General features: G+C 69.9%; 21 protein-coding genes. 9 read left to right on the top strand and 12 right to left on the bottom strand.

The window, feature by feature from the left end; all coding sequences use genetic code 11:
• The first annotated feature begins 72 nt into the window (after window positions 1-72).
• Together F0344_RS29240 and serB are read left to right on the top strand one after the other, a co-directional pair.
• Window positions 73-1,689, top strand: coding sequence for a streptophobe family protein (locus F0344_RS29240; protein ID WP_374940126.1), 1,617 nt, complete (start codon window positions 73-75; stop codon window positions 1,687-1,689).
• Window positions 1,690-1,873: 184 nt separating this feature from the next.
• On the top strand, window positions 1,874-3,130 hold the full coding sequence (serB, locus tag F0344_RS29235) for a phosphoserine phosphatase SerB (protein WP_185301618.1): 1,257 nt from the start codon (window positions 1,874-1,876) through the stop codon (window positions 3,128-3,130).
• An 83-nt stretch (window positions 3,131-3,213) separates the two neighbouring features.
• On the opposite strand, the gene F0344_RS29230 is transcribed toward serB, so the two are convergent.
• The 4 genes from F0344_RS29230 to F0344_RS29220 all read right to left on the bottom strand — a co-directional run bounded on the left by F0344_RS29230 (window position 3,214) and on the right by F0344_RS29220 (window position 5,581).
• A complete protein-coding gene (locus tag F0344_RS29230) occupies window positions 3,214-3,732 on the bottom strand; it encodes a SixA phosphatase family protein (RefSeq protein WP_185301617.1) in 519 nt (172 codons plus the stop codon).
• A gap of 95 nt (window positions 3,733-3,827) precedes the next feature.
• A complete protein-coding gene (locus tag F0344_RS29225; protein WP_185301616.1) occupies window positions 3,828-4,034 on the bottom strand; it encodes a hypothetical protein in 207 nt (68 codons plus the stop codon).
• Between the two features lie 141 nt (window positions 4,035-4,175).
• A complete protein-coding gene (locus F0344_RS36195; RefSeq protein WP_258050310.1) occupies window positions 4,176-4,286 on the bottom strand; it encodes an SGM_5486 family transporter-associated protein in 111 nt (36 codons plus the stop codon).
• A 26-nt stretch (window positions 4,287-4,312) separates the two neighbouring features.
• Entirely contained in the window at window positions 4,313-5,581 is a 1,269-nt protein-coding gene (locus F0344_RS29220; RefSeq protein ID WP_185301615.1) for a CynX/NimT family MFS transporter, read from the bottom strand.
• A 56-nt stretch (window positions 5,582-5,637) separates the two neighbouring features.
• On the opposite strand from F0344_RS29220, the gene F0344_RS29215 reads away from it, so the two are divergent.
• On the top strand, window positions 5,638-6,312 hold the full coding sequence (locus F0344_RS29215) for a FadR/GntR family transcriptional regulator (protein ID WP_185301614.1): 675 nt from the start codon (window positions 5,638-5,640) through the stop codon (window positions 6,310-6,312).
• A 17-nt stretch (window positions 6,313-6,329) separates the two neighbouring features.
• On the opposite strand, the gene F0344_RS29210 is transcribed toward F0344_RS29215, so the two are convergent.
• The 6 genes from F0344_RS29210 to F0344_RS29185 form a co-directional block, all read right to left on the bottom strand.
• The gene (locus tag F0344_RS29210; RefSeq protein ID WP_185301613.1) at window positions 6,330-6,698 is read right to left on the bottom strand and encodes a hypothetical protein; all 369 of its coding nucleotides are present in this window, start codon (window positions 6,696-6,698) and stop codon (window positions 6,330-6,332) included.
• Window positions 6,699-6,863: 165 nt separating this feature from the next.
• On the bottom strand, window positions 6,864-7,631 hold the full coding sequence (fabI, locus tag F0344_RS29205; protein WP_185301612.1) for an enoyl-ACP reductase FabI: 768 nt from the start codon (window positions 7,629-7,631) through the stop codon (window positions 6,864-6,866).
• 5 nt (window positions 7,632-7,636) lie between these two features.
• Entirely contained in the window at window positions 7,637-8,356 is a 720-nt protein-coding gene (gene fabG / locus F0344_RS29200; protein ID WP_185301611.1) for a 3-oxoacyl-[acyl-carrier-protein] reductase, read from the bottom strand.
• A 138-nt stretch (window positions 8,357-8,494) separates the two neighbouring features.
• A complete protein-coding gene (locus tag F0344_RS29195; RefSeq protein ID WP_185301610.1) occupies window positions 8,495-8,941 on the bottom strand; it encodes a type II toxin-antitoxin system VapC family toxin in 447 nt (148 codons plus the stop codon).
• The gene (locus tag F0344_RS29190) at window positions 8,931-9,146 is read right to left on the bottom strand and encodes an AbrB/MazE/SpoVT family DNA-binding domain-containing protein (protein ID WP_185301609.1); all 216 of its coding nucleotides are present in this window, start codon (window positions 9,144-9,146) and stop codon (window positions 8,931-8,933) included. Before F0344_RS29190 ends, F0344_RS29195 begins: the two co-directional genes overlap by 11 nt.
• A 568-nt stretch (window positions 9,147-9,714) precedes the next feature.
• Window positions 9,715-10,608 (bottom strand): helix-turn-helix transcriptional regulator, encoded by an 894-nt coding sequence (locus F0344_RS29185; protein WP_185301608.1) that lies wholly within the window; start codon window positions 10,606-10,608, stop codon window positions 9,715-9,717.
• A gap of 671 nt (window positions 10,609-11,279) precedes the next feature.
• Here F0344_RS29185 and F0344_RS29180 point away from each other — a divergent pair.
• The 4 genes from F0344_RS29180 to tyrS all read left to right on the top strand — a co-directional run bounded on the left by F0344_RS29180 (window position 11,280) and on the right by tyrS (window position 16,108).
• Window positions 11,280-11,705, top strand: a complete 426-nt coding sequence (locus tag F0344_RS29180; protein ID WP_258050160.1) for a DUF5753 domain-containing protein — start codon at window positions 11,280-11,282, stop codon at window positions 11,703-11,705.
• 147 nt (window positions 11,706-11,852) lie between these two features.
• The gene (locus tag F0344_RS29175) at window positions 11,853-13,376 is read left to right on the top strand and encodes a TldD/PmbA family protein (protein WP_185301607.1); all 1,524 of its coding nucleotides are present in this window, start codon (window positions 11,853-11,855) and stop codon (window positions 13,374-13,376) included.
• Window positions 13,373-14,767, top strand: coding sequence for a metallopeptidase TldD-related protein (locus F0344_RS29170; RefSeq protein ID WP_185301606.1), 1,395 nt, complete (start codon window positions 13,373-13,375; stop codon window positions 14,765-14,767). The genes F0344_RS29175 and F0344_RS29170 overlap by 4 nt, the downstream gene beginning before the upstream one ends.
• 72 nt (window positions 14,768-14,839) lie before the next feature.
• Window positions 14,840-16,108 carry a tyrosine--tRNA ligase gene (gene tyrS, locus F0344_RS29165; protein WP_185301605.1) on the top strand — a complete coding sequence of 423 codons (1,269 nt, stop codon included), beginning with the start codon at window positions 14,840-14,842 and terminating at the stop codon, window positions 16,106-16,108.
• Window positions 16,109-16,230: 122 nt separating this feature from the next.
• Here tyrS and F0344_RS29160 read toward each other — a convergent pair whose 3' ends face one another.
• Window positions 16,231-16,509: a GlsB/YeaQ/YmgE family stress response membrane protein gene (locus F0344_RS29160; RefSeq protein ID WP_185301604.1), complete on the bottom strand. Its 279-nt coding sequence runs from the start codon at window positions 16,507-16,509 to the stop codon at window positions 16,231-16,233.
• A gap of 205 nt (window positions 16,510-16,714) precedes the next feature.
• On the opposite strand from F0344_RS29160, the gene F0344_RS29155 reads away from it, so the two are divergent.
• Window positions 16,715-17,092 (top strand): DUF3099 domain-containing protein, encoded by a 378-nt coding sequence (locus F0344_RS29155; RefSeq protein ID WP_185301603.1) that lies wholly within the window; start codon window positions 16,715-16,717, stop codon window positions 17,090-17,092.
• A gap of 223 nt (window positions 17,093-17,315) precedes the next feature.
• Window positions 17,316-17,564 (top strand): hypothetical protein, encoded by a 249-nt coding sequence (locus F0344_RS29150; protein ID WP_185301602.1) that lies wholly within the window; start codon window positions 17,316-17,318, stop codon window positions 17,562-17,564.
• Window positions 17,565-17,605: 41 nt separating this feature from the next.
• On the opposite strand, the gene moaA is transcribed toward F0344_RS29150, so the two are convergent.
• Window positions 17,606-18,595: a GTP 3',8-cyclase MoaA gene (gene moaA, locus F0344_RS29145; RefSeq protein ID WP_185301601.1), complete on the bottom strand. Its 990-nt coding sequence runs from the start codon at window positions 18,593-18,595 to the stop codon at window positions 17,606-17,608.
• Window positions 18,596-18,746: the final 151 nt, after the last annotated feature.

The raw sequence follows: 18,746 nt of genomic DNA, 5'->3' as shown, positions 1-18,746 counted from the left end.
CGCACGAGTACGTACGGATCATGAGCGAATGGATCAACTCGGGTCATCTCGGTGCGGATTGGGGGGTCCCGCATGACTGCGGACATGAGGGCGGGCGCGGGCTCGGGGGCGGGCGCGGCGCGGGGAGCTGCGGGGCGGGGTATCCCGTGGCTGGATGTCGTGTTGGCCTCGGTCGCTTCCGTGAGTTGGGCGCTGGCCGCGATGGCGGGGACGGCGGCCCTGGGGCTGCATCTCCTCGGCGCCGATTCCGTCGGTGAACTGGGCCCGATGGCCGCGGCAGTGGTGGTTCTGGGGGTCGGAGGAGCGGTTTCCCCCTCCGGTGACGTGTCGGCCTTCGGGCTCGACGGGGCCGAGGCCCGTACGGCTGTCGACGTCACCCCGCTGGGGGTCGGGCTGGTCGGCGCGCTCGTCCTCTCCTTCTTCTTCCTTCGCTCGCTGCGGCATGCGGGCACGGGCCCTTCCTGGGGTGAGCTCTGTGCGCGTACGGGGGCGGTGGTGGCCCTGTTCGTGGCGATGGTGGGGGGACTTGCCTGGGCAGGTCACGATGTCGTGACGATCGATGGCGGCCGACTGCCGGGGGTGGGTGAAGGTGCCGCCGACGGTGGTGGTGGCGGTCTCCTGGGCGGACTGGGTGATCTGGGTGGGTCGCTGCCGGACCGGCTCGCCGGTCTGGCGCGGACCGAGGCGCAGGTGGGATTCGCCGTCGACACCGGGGCCTCGCTGGCGGGCGGGGCCTGCTGGGTGCTCGGGGTGCTCGTGATCGCCCTGCTCACCTCCCGAGTGCTGCTGCCGGGCACTGCCGGGCGGCTCCACCGGATGGCGCGGCCCGCCGTTTCGGCGCTGGTGGCGGTGCTGCTCGTGGCGGTACTGGCCGGGTGCGCGGCCGCGGCGTACGCGGCGGCCGGCGATGCCCACCCGCAGCGGATCGCGGGAGCCGCACTGCTGGGCGCGCCGAACGGGGTATGGCTCGGAGTGCCGCTCGGGCTGTTCGTACCGTGGGACGGCGAGGCCACGGGTGAGCTGCCCGGGTTGCTTCCGGCCCCGCTGGACGAGTTGTTACGAGGCTCCGCGGCGCAGCCGGTGACGGTCGGGAGGCTAGCCGAACTGGACGGCAGAATATGGCTGTTGGTGCTGGCCTCGGGGATGACGCTGCTGTACGCGGGGGTGCTGGCGGCAGCCCGGACGCCTCGTGCGGCAGGAGTGTCCGCCGTCGGGTACGCGGGACGGTGTGCGCTGCGGCTCGGGGGCGTGACGGCGATCGCGCTGCCGCTGCTGGTGTGGCTGACGGAGGTGTCCGCGGACGCCTCGCTGTCGGTACTGGGCTTCGACGCCTTCGGGGCCGGGATCGAACTGCGGGGGCGGACGGTCGCGGCGGCGGGGCTGGGAGCTGCCTGGGGGGCCGGTGCGGGAGCGGTGGGGGCGGGGCTCGCGTGGGCGGTGGGGGCGGTGCCGGTGACGGGGGGCGGGTATCCGGATGCGGAGGTCGCCGGTCCTTACCGTCCTTCACTGCCGTACCGGGCGTCCGACGACGGTACGAATCCGTATCTGCGGATGCCGGAGGCGATGCATGGGGCGCCGACGGTGGTGGGGCGTGTGGGTCGGCCCGTGCCGCCGCCGCCCGGGCCCGGGCCTGGGCCGGGGGCGCCGCCGCGGCCTCCTGCTCCTGATGAGCGACCCGGACACGGGTGAGCGTGCGTCCTCGATCGCGGGACGGCTTGATGTGGCTGCGCTTGCCGTACCCGCTTGAGCGGGAATCGCCCACGCGCGCGGGCTCCGTTTGGTCGCGCCTGCCCTGGAGGCGTCCCGGGAGAGCTGTCCGGGTGGCGGGACAGGGGGTCGGGGCTCGGAGTGGGACCGATACGGTGGGAACACCATGAGCGCATCTCAGCCACCTCAGTCCCCTCCGTCTCCTGAGTTCCCTGAGTCCCGTCAGGGCATCGACGAACCCACCCTTCTCGTGAAGATCTTCGGGAAGGACCGTCCCGGTATCACCGCCGGGCTCTTCGACACACTCGCCGCGTACTCCGTCGATGTCGTGGACATCGAGCAGGTCGTCACCCGGGGCCGTATCGTCCTGTGCGCCCTGGTCACCGCCCCGACGGCCGGCGGTACCACCGAGGGCGACCTGCGGGCGACCGTGCACAGCTGGGCGGATTCGCTGAAGTTGCAGGCCGAGATCATCTCCGGCATGGGGGACAACCGTCCCCGTGGCTCCGGCCGTTCCCATGTGACCGTGCTGGGGCACCCGCTCACCGCGGAGTCGACCGCCGCCATAGCGGCCACGATCACATCGACGGGCGGCAACATCGACCGGATCTTCCGGCTGGCGAAGTACCCGGTCACCGCCGTCGAGATCGCCGTGTCCGGCACGGGCACCGAAGAGCTGCGGACCGCGCTGGCGACGGAGGCCGCGCAGATCGGCGTCGACGTCGCCGTCGTATCGGCGGGGCTGAGCCGGCGGGCGCAGCGTCTGGTCGTCATGGACGTGGACTCCACGCTCATCCAGGACGAGGTGATCGAGCTCTTCGCGGCCCACGCGGGCTGCGAGGACGAGGTCGCCGCCGTGACCGAACAGGCGATGCGGGGCGAGCTCGACTTCGAACAGTCGCTGCACGCGCGGGTCGCGCTGCTCGCGGGGCTCGACGTGTCGGTGGTGGACAAGGTGCGGTCCGAGGTGCGGCTGACACCCGGTGCCCGCACCCTGATCCGTACGCTGAAGCGCCTCGGCTATCAGGTCGGCGTCGTCTCCGGGGGCTTCACCCAGGTCACGGACGACCTGAAGGAACGTCTCGGCCTCGATTTCGCCTCCGCCAACACGCTGGAGATCGTCGACGGGAAGCTCACGGGCCGTGTGGTCGGCGATGTGGTGGACCGGGCGGGGAAGGCGCGGCTGCTGCGGAGTTTCGCCGAGCAGGCGGGAGTGCCGCTCGCCCAGACCGTGGCCATCGGTGACGGCGCCAACGACCTGGACATGCTGAACACGGCAGGGCTCGGTGTGGCGTTCAACGCCAAGCCGGTCGTGCGCGAGGCCGCGCACACGGCGGTGAACGTTCCCTTCCTGGACACGGTGCTGTATCTGCTCGGCATCACACGCGAAGAGGTCGAGGCCGCCGACGGCCTGATCGACTGAGCGCGGGACGACAGGGAAGGACCCCGGTGCGGATACCGTCGGATACCGCACCGGGGCCCTTCCCTCGTAGTCCTGTCCCGGGCTCAGCCGTTCGGCGTCCAGTATTCGACCAGCTTGCCCACACCGTGTTCCAGCGACTTCCAGGTGCCGGTGAACTCGATGACGCCGAAGGCGGCGGTCGGGAACCCGTCCCGGGCCACCCTCGCCGGCGCGTCCCCGGTCGCCGAGCCCGAGAGGGCGTCCACAGCGGCATGCATGCCGGGGTTGTGGCCGATGACCAGGAGGTTGCGCACCTCGTCGGGAGTCTCGTTGAACACGGCGATCAGTTCGCCGAGTGAGGCCTCGTACAGCCTCTCCTCGTACACGGTCCTGGGCCGGTGCGGGAACTCGTGGACCGCGAGCTTCCAGGTCTCGCGCGTCCTGACGGCGGTCGAGCACAGGGCCAGATCGAAGTCGATGCCGGAATCGACGAGCTTGCGGCCCGCGACGGGCGCGTCTTTGCGACCGCGTTCCGCCAGCGGCCGCTCGTGGTCGGATTCCTCCGACCACTCCGCTTTTGCATGCCTGAGAAGGACGATCCTGCGAGGTGTATCGACGCTCATACACCTCAGCTTCGCACGAAATGTGCCGCCTGGCGCAGGGTGTTGACGTGCTCCCCCGGTCCGGTGAATCACTCGAACGGCCCACCGGTCGGGTGTCAGGGGGAGAGCAGGTCCATGATGTGCGCGAGCAGTCGGCCGAGCGCGGGATCGCCGGTGGCGGCGCGGGCCTCACCGGGGCCGACGATCAGCAGCAGGAGGGCGGCGAAGGCGAGCGCGGGCAGCACGACGGCCCACCACGGCAGCCGGACCTCGACGCGGTCCGAGGCCGGGGTGGTGGACCGGGTGTGTGTACGGACCGGCATGTCGCCTCCGTGGGTGTTCGGTTCGGTACTCCCGAACCTACGGACCCGGCGCCGCCGATCCCATCCGGTGATCCACCCACTTGACCCTGACCCTGTCCCCCTAGGGGATGGGGGGCTGGCCCTACCCCCATCCCCGGAACGTCAGGGGGAGGCGATGGAGGCGATCACTCCGATGACCACCGTGATGAGCAGCATCGCCCCGAAGACGAGGAGCAGCTTCTTCTGGCCGTTCTGTGGGTTCGGCTCGAGCACAGGAGACATGGCTCCAGTCTCGCATCTCAGCATTCGTCCTCGATGGTCCGGTCCCGTCCGGCGAGTACGCCCGCGATCATCTGCGGCACCAAGAGGGCGGCCATCAGAGCGATCGGCAGCCCCCAGCCGCCGCTGTGCTGGTAGAGCACGCCGACGAGCAGGGGGCCGGGGATCGAGATCAGGTACCCGGTGGACTGGGCGAAGGCCGACAGCCTGACGACTCCCGCGCCGGTGCGCGAGCGCATCCCGATCATGGTGAGGGCGAGCGGGAAGGCGCAGTTGGCGACGCCGAGCAGCAGCGCCCAGGCCCAGGCTCCGGCGGCGGGCGCGAGGTAGAGGCCCGCGTAGCCGATGAGACCGCAGGCGCTGAGGAAGACGGCGATCGGGCCCTGGTTGCGCATTCGGGAGGCGACGCGGGGAATGACGAAGGCGAGGGGCACTCCCATCGCCATGGTCACCGCGAGCAGGAGGCCCGCGGTGAAGGCCGGGACCCCGGCGTCGCGGAAGATCTGCGGCATCCATCCCATGGTGATGTACGCGGCAGTGGCCTGGAGGCCGAAGAACGAGGCGAGGGCCCAGCCGGTCCTGCTGCGGGTGATCCGGAGGACCGGGGCGTCCTTCTGCTGACGGGCGGTGGGCTGTCCCGGTGCGGTACCCCGGTCCCGTACGAGAGCGATCCACGGCACGACCGCGACGGCGGCGAGCACGGCCCAGAGCGCCAGCCCGGTCTTCCAGCTGCCGCCGAGCGCGTTCGTCATGGGCACGGTGAGGGCTGCCGCGAGCGCGGTGCCCGTGGCCAGGGCCATGGAGTAGAGACCGGTCATGGTGCCGACGCGGTCGGGGAACCAGCGCTTGACGATCACCGGCATCAGGATGTTGCTGACGGCGATGCCCATGAGGGCGAGCGCGCTGGCCGCGAGGAAGCCGGCCGTGCCGCCGACGAAGGGGCGGATCGCCAGACCCGCGGCGATGGCCACCATGCCCGCGCAGACGACCGCGCCCGCGCCGAAGCGGCGCGCGAGCCGCGGCGCCATGACGCCGAAGAGCGCGAAACAGAGGGGCGGTACGGAGGTGAGCACACCGGCGACACTGCCGCTCATGCCGAGCCCGTCCCGCACCTCTTCGAGGAGGGCGCCGAGGCTGGTGATGGCGGGGCGGAGGTTGAGCGCGGCAAGCACGAGCCCGGCCATGACCAGGCGCAGCAGCCAGGGGGAGGGTCCTGGGGCCGCCGCGTCGGACAGCGGGCCGAGGGGGGTCGGCTTCGAGTGCAGGGTCCGTGTCTCGTCGTCGGGCATCTGCCCATCATAGAATCATGGGATGATTGGTTGTCCAATCCCGAACAAGGAGCACCATGGCGCTGACGTCTCCGCGGCGTTCGGCACTCGCCGACCAGGTGATTGCCCAGCTGAGGAATCAGATCACCTCGGGCGAGTGGCCCGTGGGGTCACGGATCCCCACCGAACCCGAGCTGGTCGAACAGCTCGGGGTGGCCCGCAACACCGTCCGCGAGGCGGTGCGCGCACTCGCGCACAACGGTCTCCTGGACATCCGGCAGGGTTCCGGCACGTATGTCGTCGCGACCAGTGAGCTGGCCGGGGTCATGCACCGGCGCTTCGCCTCCGCCGATCCGCGCCATGTCGCCGAGCTGCGCTCGACGCTGGAGTCCTCGGCGGCCCGGCTGGCCGCCGTCCGGCGTACGGAGCGCGACATGCGCCAGCTCGACGCGCTGATGACCCGGCGCGAGGAGGCATGGGCCACGGGGGACGCGGAGGCGTTCGTCGCGGCGGACGCGACCCTGCATCTGGCCGTGGTCGCCGCCTCGCACAACGACGTGCTGACGGAGCTCTACGCGGACCTGGGTGATCTGCTGCGCGACTATCTCCGCGACGACGTCGGCCCCGAGCTGCGGCCGGAGAAGCACATGGACCACGCGCGGCTGGTCGAGGCGATCCGTGCGGGTGACGCCGAGACCGCGGCGGCGGAGGCCGCGAGCCACGCCCTGAGCTGCTTGGTGGACCGGGTCTGAGCCGTGCCCGGCACCCTCTAGCCCGGCTGGTGGCTGACCCAGGCCGAGGCGACCTCTTTCCAGCAGCGGTCGTCGAGCCGTACGGTCCGGCCCGGCTCCACCGCTACCGCCTTGCCGTCCGCGTCGACGTCCCACCAGCGGTCGCACTCGGTGTGGAGCCGCACGAGGTCGATGGAGGGGTACGGGTTGTGGCAGTACGCGATGACGCGGGAGCCCTCGACCGACGTACGGCATTCCGAGCCCGAGGGCTCCGGGGTGGGGGCGAGGGGGGCCGCTGCTCCGGAGGCGGCCCGGTTCGCCGCGTACACGCCGACGGGGGTGACGAGAGCGGCGAGGGCGGCCGAGACGGCCAGCAGGGCCGAGGTTCGGCGAAGTGTGGGGCGCACAGCAGTCTCCTCCCCGCGGCCTGACCAGAAGTCCGGTTCCTCCACAGTCTGCGGTGGACGGGCCATCTTTTCGACTCGGAGCGCGGGGCCGGGCGAACGCGCGTACCGGGACGCATGAGGGCCGCGTACCGGTACCGGTACGCGGCCCTCATGAGAGACGGGAGGTCAGGCGCCCATCATGTGCACGCCGCCGTCGACGTGGATGATCTCGCCCGTGGTCTTCGGGAAGAAGTCCGAGAGGAGCGCGACGACACCGCGGCCGGCCGGCTCCGGGTCGTTCATGTCCCACGCCAGCGGAGAGCGGTGGTTCCAGACGTCCGCGAGCTCCGAGAAGCCCGGGATCGACTTGGCGGCCATGGAACCGAGCGGTCCGGCGGAAATCAGGTTGCAGCGCAGGCCGTCCTTGCCCAGGTCACGGGCGAGGTAGCGGGAGGTGGCCTCCAGCGCGGCCTTGGCCGGGCCCATCCAGTCGTACTGCGGCCAGGCGTACTGCGCGTCGAAGGTGAGACCGACGATCGAGCCGCCGTCGCTCATCAGCGGCTTGCAGGCCATGGCGAGCGACTTCAGGGAGAACGCCGAGACGTGCATGGCCGTGGCGACCGACTCGAAGGGGGTGTTGAGGAAGTTGCCGCCGAGCGCGTCCTGCGGCGCGAAGCCGATGGAGTGCACGACACCGTCGAGCGAGCCGAGCTCGTCGCGGACCAGACCGGCCAGGCGGTCCAGGTGCTCGTCGTTGGTCACGTCCAGCTCGATGACCTTCGCCGGCTTCGGCAGCTTCCTGGCGATGCGTTCGGTCAGCGTGGGCCGCGGCCAGGCGGTGAGGATGACCTCGGCGCCCTGCTCCTGGGCCACCTTCGCGGTGTGGAAGGCGATGGAGGACTCCATCAGCACACCCGTGATGAGAATGCGCTTGCCGTCGAGAATTCCGCTCATGGTGATCAGTGACCCATGCCCAATCCGCCGTCAACGGGGATGACGGCTCCAGTGATGTACGAGGCGTCGTCGGAGGCGAGGAAGCGCACCGCTGCGGCGATCTCCCCGGGCTGCGCGTAGCGGCCGAGCGGCACCTGGGCGACGATGCCCTTGCGCTGCTCCTCGGTGAGCGCCTGGGTCATGTCGGTGTCGACAAACCCGGGCGCGACGACGTTGAAAGTGATGTTCCGCGAGCCGAGCTCACGGGCCAGCGACCGGGCGAAGCCGACGAGGCCCGCCTTGGAAGCGGCGTAGTTCGCCTGTCCCGCCGAGCCGAGGAGGCCCACGACGGAGGAGATCAGGACGACACGGCCCTTCTTGGCGCGCAGCATGGCGCGGTTGGCGCGCTTGACGACCCGGAAGGTGCCGGTGAGGTTGGTGTCGAGTACGGACGTGAAGTCCTCCTCGGACATCCGCATGAGCAACTGGTCCTTGGTGATACCGGCGTTGGCGACCAGTACCTCGACGGGACCGTGCTTCTCCTCGATCTCCTTGTAGGCCTGCTCCACCTGCTCGGTATCCGTGATGTCGCAACGGACGGCCAGGCAGCCCGCCTCGGTGAGTTCCTTCGGCGGCTCGCCGGAGCGGTAGGTGATCGCGACCTTGTCGCCGTTGTCGGCGAAAGCGCGGGCGATGGCGAGGCCGATGCCCCGGTTTCCTCCGGTGACGAGAACCGAGCGGCTCAACGGATCACCCTTTCCTTGGCGGTCTGGTACATCGAAAACCTATCGGTACCGGGCCGCCTACAGAGAATCGCCCTCTGACAGCGCCGACGGGCGGCCTCTGTCGGGTTCCTACAGTCGCCGCCCGGCTGAACGTCCCGGTCAGTCCGGCGCGATCACTTCGAGGCGGGGAAAATACGTGCGGTACCGCGCCGCGTCACGGGTGAGCAGACGATATCCGGCGACCGCCGCGTGCGCCCCGATGTAGAAATCGGGCAGCGGAGAACGCTTCTGCCCGCCGTTCGCGCGATACCGCTTGAACGCCTTGCCGGCCAGGAAGCCAGCAGTCCAGGGCAACGGATGGCGTTCGTAGTCCGAGCCGAGCATGCCGTCCAGCAACTCGACCGAGTCGTAGCCGACGGAGATCTCCGAGTAGATGACCGGGTTGATGACCAGGGCTCCGTCATCCCTGGCCTCAGCGATCTTGCCGGCGGACCACTCGCACCATCGGGGATCACCGGTGACGACGTCGAGGATGACGCGCGAATCGACGAGCACGGCCGGGGGTGCGCTGTCGCGGACGAGCCGCCGGGCAGGCTCACTCGCCACGCAGCATCTCCATGATCTCGTCGGTGGACATGCCTTCCACGTCCTGACTGACCCTGCTGTCCCGCATCCGCCGGACCAGCCGTTCTCCGGGCGTCTCCGCCTCGCCCACGCGCACGATCTGGAGAGCTCCGTCCACCTCTATGACATCGACCCGGTCGCCACAATCGCGGGCTTCGATACGCCCGACAGGTGCGGGCCCAGTCACCGACCCGCACCAATTGCGCGGGCGCGGTCAGCCCGTTGGCCACCAACGCCTCGATCACTTGCCCGTGCGACACGTGCGCACTCGCGCCACCAGGACACACCTCATCGATGATCCCGGCCAGGTCCTCCAGACTCACCCACCGTTCGTCGGGCAGCGTGGACAGGATCTTGGCGGCGGCATCGAAGCCGGTCCGCCGGCCGGCCAGTAGTCGTAGCGCGCGTGCGCCTCCCAGAGGAAAGTCATCTCGTCCGGGTAGTGCCCGAGCGCTTCCTTGGCCAAGCCCGGTCAGCCGCCAGATGCGGTTGGCACGGGTCAGCCACCCGGCCTTGCTCAGCGAGGTCGCGGTGTAGCCGAGATTGGTGTCCACATCGCTCTTCGCCCTGGGCCACGAGCGGCAACCCAGTCGCCCGCCAGGGCAGGATCGGCCAGGTGGATCAACCGCTTCGCTTCGCGGAAGGGAAGGCCGTCCGGGAGATGCTCGGCGAGGACGGTCGCTGCCAGACGGACGGCACGGGCACTGATCGCGAATGCGGTGGGCTCAACTTCCTTTCGTGGAGCCGCGGAGTGTTCAGTCGAGGGCGACGGGTGTGGTCGGCTCCACGGCGCCGTTCACGGTGACCAGCAGCAGGTCACCGACGGTCGCGTCGTCGCCGAGCCCCAGTTCCGATACGGGCCGTGATCCTGGAATCTCACGTGCGGCGATCGGTGTGAGCCACAGCTCGTTCTTCGGGCCCTGAAAGGCGAGCAGCACGCAGGTCTCGTCCTTGCGGACCTTCGACACCACATCGCTGAGCCGGTCGGGCAGTACCGCACAGACCACGGTCAGGCTCTGCCTTTCCGCCCGGGGAAAGGCAGAGATCATTTCCAGCAGCCCGGGGGCGGAGAAGGTGCCGTCCAGCAGGCGCTCCACGCCTGCCCGGTCGCCTGACCGCTCGTCCTCCCGCGCGTGCACGAACCGCACGATCGGCAAGCCGTCGTCAAGCACCTGTTGCCAGCGGGGCAGCATGAAGTCGATGTGCAGCGCGTCCTCGCGGGTCGCTCCCGCGTCACCGACACGCTCACCGATGCCGGCCAGCCAGGCGTTGATCTCGGCCCAGCGCCAGACGAGTGAGCGCCCGACCGTGCCCTCCGGGTCCGGGAAGGCACCCGCGTCCGCTCGCCGCTCCCCGTTCACCCATTGGAGTACGTTCTGACGGCTGCGGCCCGTCCGCTCGGCAATATCCGACACGCCCACCAGATCCGGGTCCAGCCGCAGCAGCCGTAGCCGGGGCAGAGCGCTTCTCAGTCGTACGACCAGGCGGTGCGCGGCGTCGATGGCGCTGTCCCCCGACTCGGACAGGTCCAGCAGGTGCTTGTCCCTGTGCTGAGTGAGCAGTCCGTCGAACTCGTCGAAAATGACGCCGACCGCCAGGTCGTCGTCCACGCTGATGCCGTCCACGACGAACAGAAACTCGTACTCCATCTCGCCCTCGTCCCCCCTTTGGCTGTGCTGTCACATGCCTGCGCGCCAGGGTTCGCCACCCCTGCGAGGCAGACTTACCCAGGACCCATGTGTTGTCAAACGACAACATCCCCACCAGGGGTGCGGCGCGGGTCACCTTTGGGGAGCGGGCAGCGCTTCGCCCGCCATGCGAGCTTGCGCGCCATGCCTCCCGGGTTCTTCGCCGTGCCCGGGACCGGGATGGTGAGGCAGCCTCCTTCGGGGCAGGGGCAGTACAGGCGGCCCCAGTGCCCCTCCTTATGCAGAGTCCAGCCTTCAGCTATCAGCCGCTTGAGGACTATGCGGATCTCTTTGTCCTGGTGATCCGCCGGTGACAACTCTCGCCCGACCATGCACCGTCTCCCCAACGCTCGGCGCCGGCAACACAGTTGAACGTCAACTCGGCGTGACGGAGAGACTACATCGAGAGACTGACAACCCGCCAAATCGCACGTCGATACGACGATTGAACCTGGATTCGATCAGTTACGGCCATGTGGGAGCAGGCAGCAGATCTGTTTGCCGACGGGCGTCAGAGTGACGTCCCAGCCCGGCGCGAGAAAGTCCATGAGAGGCAGCCCACGACCGGATTCGGCAGTGGGGTCATCGAGTTGGACCCCCGCCCGGTGCGGGAAGTCGCGCTGATCCGGGTGATGGGGCTTGACCCACACCCCGGCGGCCAAGCTGTCCCGCATCGAGACGGCCAACGGACACATCCGTCCCGCCGAGGTGGCTGCCCTGCTCCAGTCGTACGGCTGGTTGACCGCGAAGTCGTATCCGCCCTCGAAGGACTGGCCAAGGACGCGCGCAAGCAGGGCTGGTGGCAGACCTACAGCGGGGTCGTCGCCCCGGCCTATGCGGACTACATCTCTCTTGAGTCCGACGCCGCCAACGTCCATGAGTTCGCACCGCTACTGGTTCCCGGGCTCCTGCAGACCGCCTCGTATACGCGGGAAACCATCGCCGCCGACGCACCCACCCGCACACCCGGAGAGGTTGCGGCCCTTGCCGAGGTACGGCAGGCCCGGCAGGCGGTACTCATCCGCCCCCAACACGCAGTCAACTTGACCCGGCCCTGAAGGACCGGGCTTGGAGGTGGGGCGCCACTGGCTGTGGTGTGGCCTCCTCCGTCCGGACCACCTGTGGGGTGGGAAACGTGTAGCCGACCGGAGACAGTCCGTTGCATGGTTCTCTCCGAAGTACTTCAGAGAGAAGGGGGGCCCTTCGTGGCCCACGAGGTAGATCAGTCATTCCTGGCGCTGCCGCTGCGTGCCCTCGCCGACGCGGCGCTCGCACGCGCCCGCGCGCTCGGTGCGGTGCACGCGGATTTCCGGTTCGAGCGGGTGCGGAGCGCCGGCTGGCGGCTCCGTGACGCCCGGCCGTCCGGTTCGTCGGACAGCACCGACCTCGGGTACGCGGTCCGTGTCGTGCACGGCGGGGCGTGGGGGTTCGCGTCCGGGGTGGATCTGACGATGGACGCCGCGGCGAAGGTGGCCTCACAGGCCGTGGCCATGGCCAAGCTGTCGGCGAAGGTGATCGCGTCGGCCGGTTCGGACGAGCGGGTGGAGCTGGCCGACGAGCCCTCGCACGGGGAGCGGACCTGGGTCTCGGCGTACGAGACCGACCCGTTCTCCGTACCGGACGAGGAGAAGACGGCGCTGCTCGCCGAGTGGAGCGGCCGGCTCCTGGGCGCCGAGGGCGTCGCGCATGTGGACGCCTCACTGATGACCGTCCACGAGAACAAGTTCTACGCGGACACCGCGGGCACCGTCACCACCCAGCAGCGGGTGCGGGTGCATCCTCAGCTCACGGCGGTGGCCGTGGACGGGACGACCGGCGAGTTCGACTCGATGCGGACCATCGCGCCGCCGGTCGGGCGGGGCTGGGAGTACCTGACGGGCACCGGCTGGGACTGGGACGCCGAGCTGGAGCGGATTCCGGGGCTGCTCGCCGAGAAGATGCGGGCGCCGAGCGTCGAGGCGGGGTCGTACGACCTGGTCGTCGACCCGTCCAATCTCTGGCTGACCATCCACGAGTCGATCGGCCACGCCACCGAGCTCGACCGGGCGCTGGGGTACGAGGCGGCGTACGCGGGAACGTCGTTCGCCACCTTCGACCAGCTGGGGAAGCTCACGTACGGCTCCCCCGTCATGAACGTGACGGGTGACCGCACCGCCGAGCACGGGCTCGCGACCATCGGGTACGACGACGAGGGCGTCGAGGCGCAGTCGTGGGACCTCGTGAAGGACGGGACGCTCGTCGGCTACCAGCTGGACCGCCGGATCGCGAAGCTCACGGGCCTCGGCCGCTCCAACGGGTGCGCGTACGCGGACTCCCCCGGCCATGTGCCCGTGCAGCGCATGGCGAACGTGTCGCTGGCGCCGGATCCCGGCGGGCTGTCCACCGAGGATCTGATCGGCGGTGTGGAGCGCGGGATCTATGTGGTCGGCGACCGCTCGTGGTCGATCGACATGCAGCGCTACAACTTCCAGTTCACCGGGCAGCGCTTCTTCCGGATCGAGAACGGCAAGCTCGCCGGTCAGCTCCGCGATGTCGCCTACCAGGCGACGACGACCGACTTCTGGGGCTCGATGGAGAAGGTCGGCGGCCCGCAGACGTACGTCCTGGGCGGCGCGTTCAACTGCGGCAAGGCCCAGCCGGGCCAGGTCGCCGCCGTGTCGCACGGCTGCCCGTCCGCCCTTTTCCGCGGCGTGAACATCCTCAACACCACGCAGGAGGCCGGACGATGAGCAGGGTCAGCAAGCCGTACGAGATCGTCGAGCGGGCTCTCGGGCTGTCCACGGCCGACGGGTGCGTGGTCATCGCCGACGAGAACTCCTCCGCGAATCTGCGCTGGGCGGGCAACGCGCTCACCACGAACGGGGTGACCCGGGGGCGGACGCTCACCGTCATCGCCACGGTCGACGGCTCCGAGGGCACGGCGTCCGGCGTCGTGTCCCGCTCGGCCGTCACCGCCGACGACCTGGAACCGCTCGTCCGCGCCGCCGAGGCCGCCGCACGCGGGGCCGGACCTGCCGAGGACGCGCAGCCGCTGGTCTCCGGGGTGCCCGCCTCCCCGGACTTCACGGACGCGCCGGCCGAGACGGGAGCCGACGTGTTCGCCGACTTCGCCCCGTCGCTCGGTGACGCCTTCGCCCGCGCGCGGGCGGGGGGCCGTGAGCTGTACGGCTTCGCCAACCACGAGATGACCTCGACGTACGTCGGTACGTCGACGGGGCTGCGGCTGCGTCACGACCAGCCGAACGGCACGCTGGAGCTGAACGCCAAGTCCCCCGACCGTGCGCGTTCGGCGTGGGCCGGCCGCTCCACCCGGGACTTCAAGGACGTCGACCCGGCGGCGCTGGACGCCGAGCTCGCGCAGCGGCTCCGCTGGGCGGAGCGCCGTATCGAACTGCCCGCCGGACGGTACGAGACGCTGCTGCCGCCCACGGCCGTCGCCGACCTGCTGATCTACCAGCTGTGGTCGTCGGCCGGCCGGGACGCGGCCGAGGGCCGGACGGTGTTCTCCAAGCCGGGCGGGGGCACGCGGCTCGGCGAGACGCTTTCCGGGCTCCCGCTGACGCTGCGCAGCGACCCCCGTGCCCCGGGTCTGGAGTCCGCGCCGTTCGTGATCGCCCACGCCTCCGGGGACAGCGGTTCCGTCTTCGACAACGGTCTGCCGCTCGCGCCGACGGACTGGTTGAAGGACGGCAGGCTGGAGCGCCTGACCACGACGCGGCACTCGGCGGGCCTGACGGGGCTGCCCGTCGCCCCGGCCATCGACAATCTGGTGCTCGACGGCGGTGGGGAGAAGTCCCTGGAGGAGATGGTCGCCGCGACGACCGGGCCCGCCCTGCTGCTGACCTGCATGTGGTACATCCGGGAGGTCGATCCGGCGACGCTGCTGCTGACCGGGCTGACCCGCGACGGGGTGTATCTCGTCGAGGACGGGGAGGTCGTCGGCGAGGTGAACAACTTCCGGTTCAACGAGTCGCCCGTCGATCTGCTGTCGCGGGCCACGGAAGCGGGCCGTACGGAGAAGACGCTGCCGCGGGAGTGGGGCGACTGGTTCACCCGGGCCGCCATGCCGGCGCTGCGGATTCCGGATTTCAACATGAGCTCGGTCAGCCTCGGCGTATGACCCACCTAGACTGGCCGCGCTTGCATTTCAACGCACGAGTATTCGATACACGAGTAGAGGAGACACGGAACCGTGACGGACATCGTCGACGAGCTGAAGTGGCGCGGACTGTTCGCCCAGTCCACTGATGAGGACGCCCTGCGCAAGGCTCTCGCGGACGGTCCGGTCACGTTCTATTGCGGCTACGACCCCACCGCGGCCAGTCTGCACGTCGGACATCTGGTGCAGGTCCTCACCATGCGCCGGCTCCAGCAGGCCGGGCTCCGGCCGCTCGCCCTGGTGGGCGGGGCCACGGGTCAGATCGGTGACCCCCGCCCGACGGCCGAGCGCACGCTGAACGACCCGGAGACCGTCGCGGCCTGGGTGTCACGGCTGCGGGCCCAGATCGAGCCGTTCCTCTCCTTCGAGGGCGACAACGCGGCCGTCATGGTGAACAACCTGGACTGGACCGCGGGCATGTCCGCGATCGAGTTCCTGCGGGACATCGGCAAGCACTTCCGGGTCAACAAGATGCTCACCAAGGACTCGATCGCCCGGCGGCTGGAGTCCGACGAGGGCATCAGCTACACCGAGTTCAGTTACCAGCTGCTCCAGAGCATGGACTTCCTGGAGCTGTACCGGCGGTACGGCTGCACCTTGCAGCAGGGTGGCAGCGACCAGTGGGGCAACCTCACGGCGGGCCTCGACCTGATCCACCGCCTGGAGCCGGGTGCCGCGGTGCACGCGCTGGCGACACCGCTGATGGTGAAGGCGGACGGCACGAAGTTCGGCAAGTCCGAGAGCGGCGCCGTCTGGCTGGACGCCACGATGACGACTCCGTACGCGTTCTACCAGTTCTGGCTGAACGCGGACGACCGGGACATCTCGCGGTACATGCGCATCCTCAGCTTCAAGAGCCCCGAGGAGCTCGAAGAGCTGGAGAAGCTGACCGAGGAACGTCCGCAGGCGCGTTCGGCGCAGCGCGCGCTGGCCGAGGAACTGACCACGCTGGTGCACGGCGGCGCGCAGTGCGCCGCCGTCATCGCCGCGTCGAAGGCCCTCTTCGGCCAGGGTGACCTGGCCGAGCTGGACGAGGCGACGCTGAGCGCGGCGCTCTCGGAGGTGCCCCACGCGCGGGTCACGGAGCTCGGCCCGCTGGTCGACCTGCTGGTCGAGGCCGGTCTGGCGCCGAGCAAGTCGGGTGCCCGCCGGACGGTGAAGGAGGGCGGCGCCTACGTGAACAACGTGAAGGTCACGGACGGTGAGAGCGCTCCGGCCCGCGAGGAGCTGCTGCACGAGCGCTGGCTGGTCCTGCGCCGGGGCAAGAAGAACCTGGCGGCGATCGAGGTCACGGCCGGCTGACACCGGACGGACCGTCCGCACCTCGGACGCGCATGACACCGCGGCCGGACACATACCTCGTGTCCGGCCGCGGTGCTGCGCTCGGGAACCGCGCTCGCGAAGCGGCACCTTCGGCCCTGCCGTCAGGTTCTCCGCTTGCCCCTGCCCCGGATCGAGGCCCACAGCATGTCTCCCACACCGACCACCACCACCGCACCGATCAACTGCAGCACGTGACGAATCCAATCGATGCCGTCGGTGTCCTCGACGCCGATCCACGACGCGACGGCGTTACCCAGGATGCTGCCGATGATGCCGAACACGACCGTCAGCCAGAGAGGAATGTTCTGCTTGCCCGGCAGGATCGCCCTGGCGATCACACCGAGCACCAGACCCACGATAATTGCCCACAACCAGCTCATTTCGCCTCCTCGTGCGGCGCGGTGTGCGCACGTCCGCCAGTCTTCGGCCACCCTGGGTACGGCGCATGCCGGAGTGGTCCGTACGTGGTGCGCCCCAGCCGCCACCCCGGACGGACCGGCCCCGCTCTCGACACGGCGCGTCCCCGGCGTACCGTGGAAGTGACCCGGTCCGGGAGTGTCCGGCACAGCGATCTGGTGGTGGAGCATGACGCGGAAGAGGAGCGACGCGGAGGTCTTCCGTATCACGGGTGCGCGGCAGGGCCTCGCCGAGGACGTGCGGGGCAGGCAGCGGCGCTACGTGATCTCGATGTCCGTGCGAACCCTCGCCGTGGTGCTGTCGGCGGTGCTGTGGAACGTCGAGAGGCATGTGGCCGTCGTGGCGCTGGCTCTGGGTGTCCTGCTCCCCTATGTGGCGGTCGTCATCGCCAACGGGGGCCGGGAGAACGCGACTTCACTGCCCTCGACGTTCGTGCCCTCGCCGACGAGGACCGCTCTGGACGCAGCTCCGGAGGCGGCTGAGACGGTGACGGACAGGGAACCGGGACCCTCCGCGGAGGCCCCGTTTCCACACGCGCACGGCTGAGCCGGCGGCGTCCCGCAGGCTCAGGAGCTGCTCGGGTCAATCATGAGGTTCGGGTGCACCGCACCCTGGTCCCCGTGGCATACTTCGTACGCGCTCCGCATCCCCCGTCGGAGCGAAGGACCGACGCCGGGCAGCTCCCCCCGTGGCTGCTCGGCGTCGCCTTTTCTCCGGCGGGGACGATGCGTCGCCCGGCGCCCGGAACGGCTGGCCTAGGGTTGAGTCCGTGAACCTTTTCGAGACCCACGCCGAGAGCGCCACCCCTTCGCCGATCTGTTCCGCCAAGGGCTGTCGCGACGCCGCCGTGTGGGTCCTGGCCTGGAACAATCCCAAGCTGCACACCCCCGAGCGCCGCAAGACCTGGCTGGCCTGCGACGCACACCGGGAACACCTTTCCTCGTTCCTCGGTGTGCGCGGATTCCTGAAGGATGTCGTGACTCTGGCGGAGTGGGAGTCCCCGGCCGCCGACCGCTGAGATCGGCCGCGACCGCTGCGGTCGGCTGCCGGTCGCCGAGATCAGCCGCCGATCGCCGACATCGGGCGGTCGGGCTGGAGGAAGGACGGGTCGTCCAGTCCGGATCCGGCCTTCTTGCCCCACATCGCGAGCTTCCAGATCCTGGCGATCTCCTCGTCGGGCGCCTCCGAGCGCAGTGCGCCGCGCAGATCGGTCTCCTCGCGGGCGAAGAGGCAGGTGCGGATCTGGCCGTCGGCGGTGAGCCGGGTACGGTCACAGGCTCCGCAGAACGGCCGGGTGACGGAGGCGATGACGCCCACGCGGTGCGTTCCGCCGTCCACGGTCCACCGCTCGGCGGGTGCGGAGCCGCGCTCGTCCTGGCCCTCGTCGGTGAGCGTGAAACGGGTGCGCAGCGAGGCGAGGATGTCGCCCGCCGTGATCATCCCGTCCCGCTTCCAGCCGTGCTGGGCGTCGAGGGGCATCTGCTCGATGAAGCGGAGCTCGTAGTCGTGGGCCACGGCCCAGGCCAGCAGATCCGGTGCCTCGTCCTCGTTGAGTCCGGGCATCAGGACGGTGTTGACCTTGACGGGGGTGAGACCGGCCTCGTGGGCCGCCTTGAGTCCGTCGAGCACGTCCTGGTGGCGGTCACGGCGGGTGAGGGTCTTGAAGACGTCGGGGCGCAGGGTGTCCAGGGAGACGTTGACCCGGTCCAGGCCGGCCGCCTTGAGGGCGGTGGCGGTGCGCTTGAGCCCGATGCCGTTGGTCGTGAGCGACATTCTGGGGCGGGGCTCCAGCGCGGCGCACTGTTCGACGATGGAGACGAGACCGGGGCGGAGCAGCGGCTCGCCGCCGGTGAAGCGGACCTCGGTGATCCCCAGCTCGGTGACGGCGATCCGGATGAGCCTGACGATCTCGTCGTCGCTCAGCAGCTCGGTCTTGGAGAGCCACTGCAGCCCCTCTTCGGGCATGCAGTAGGTGCATCGCAGATTGCACTTGTCCGTCAGCGATACGCGCAGGTCGGTAGCGACCCGGCCATAGGTGTCGATGAGCACTGTGGGCCCCCTCCCCCGGTGGTGTCCGCGTTTGCGGTCTGACAGTTCCGAGACTACGCGACACCTGTGACACCGACAGGGGCCCGTTTGTCACGAGGCGCGACGCGGCCGCGCCGTAGGACTCTACGACGCGGCCGGGCCAACGGAGTGG

The organism is Streptomyces finlayi, assembly GCF_014216315.1.
GTDB lineage: Bacteria > Actinomycetota > Actinomycetes > Streptomycetales > Streptomycetaceae > Streptomyces > Streptomyces finlayi_A.
This window is presented reverse-complemented; position numbering and strand designations above follow the sequence as displayed.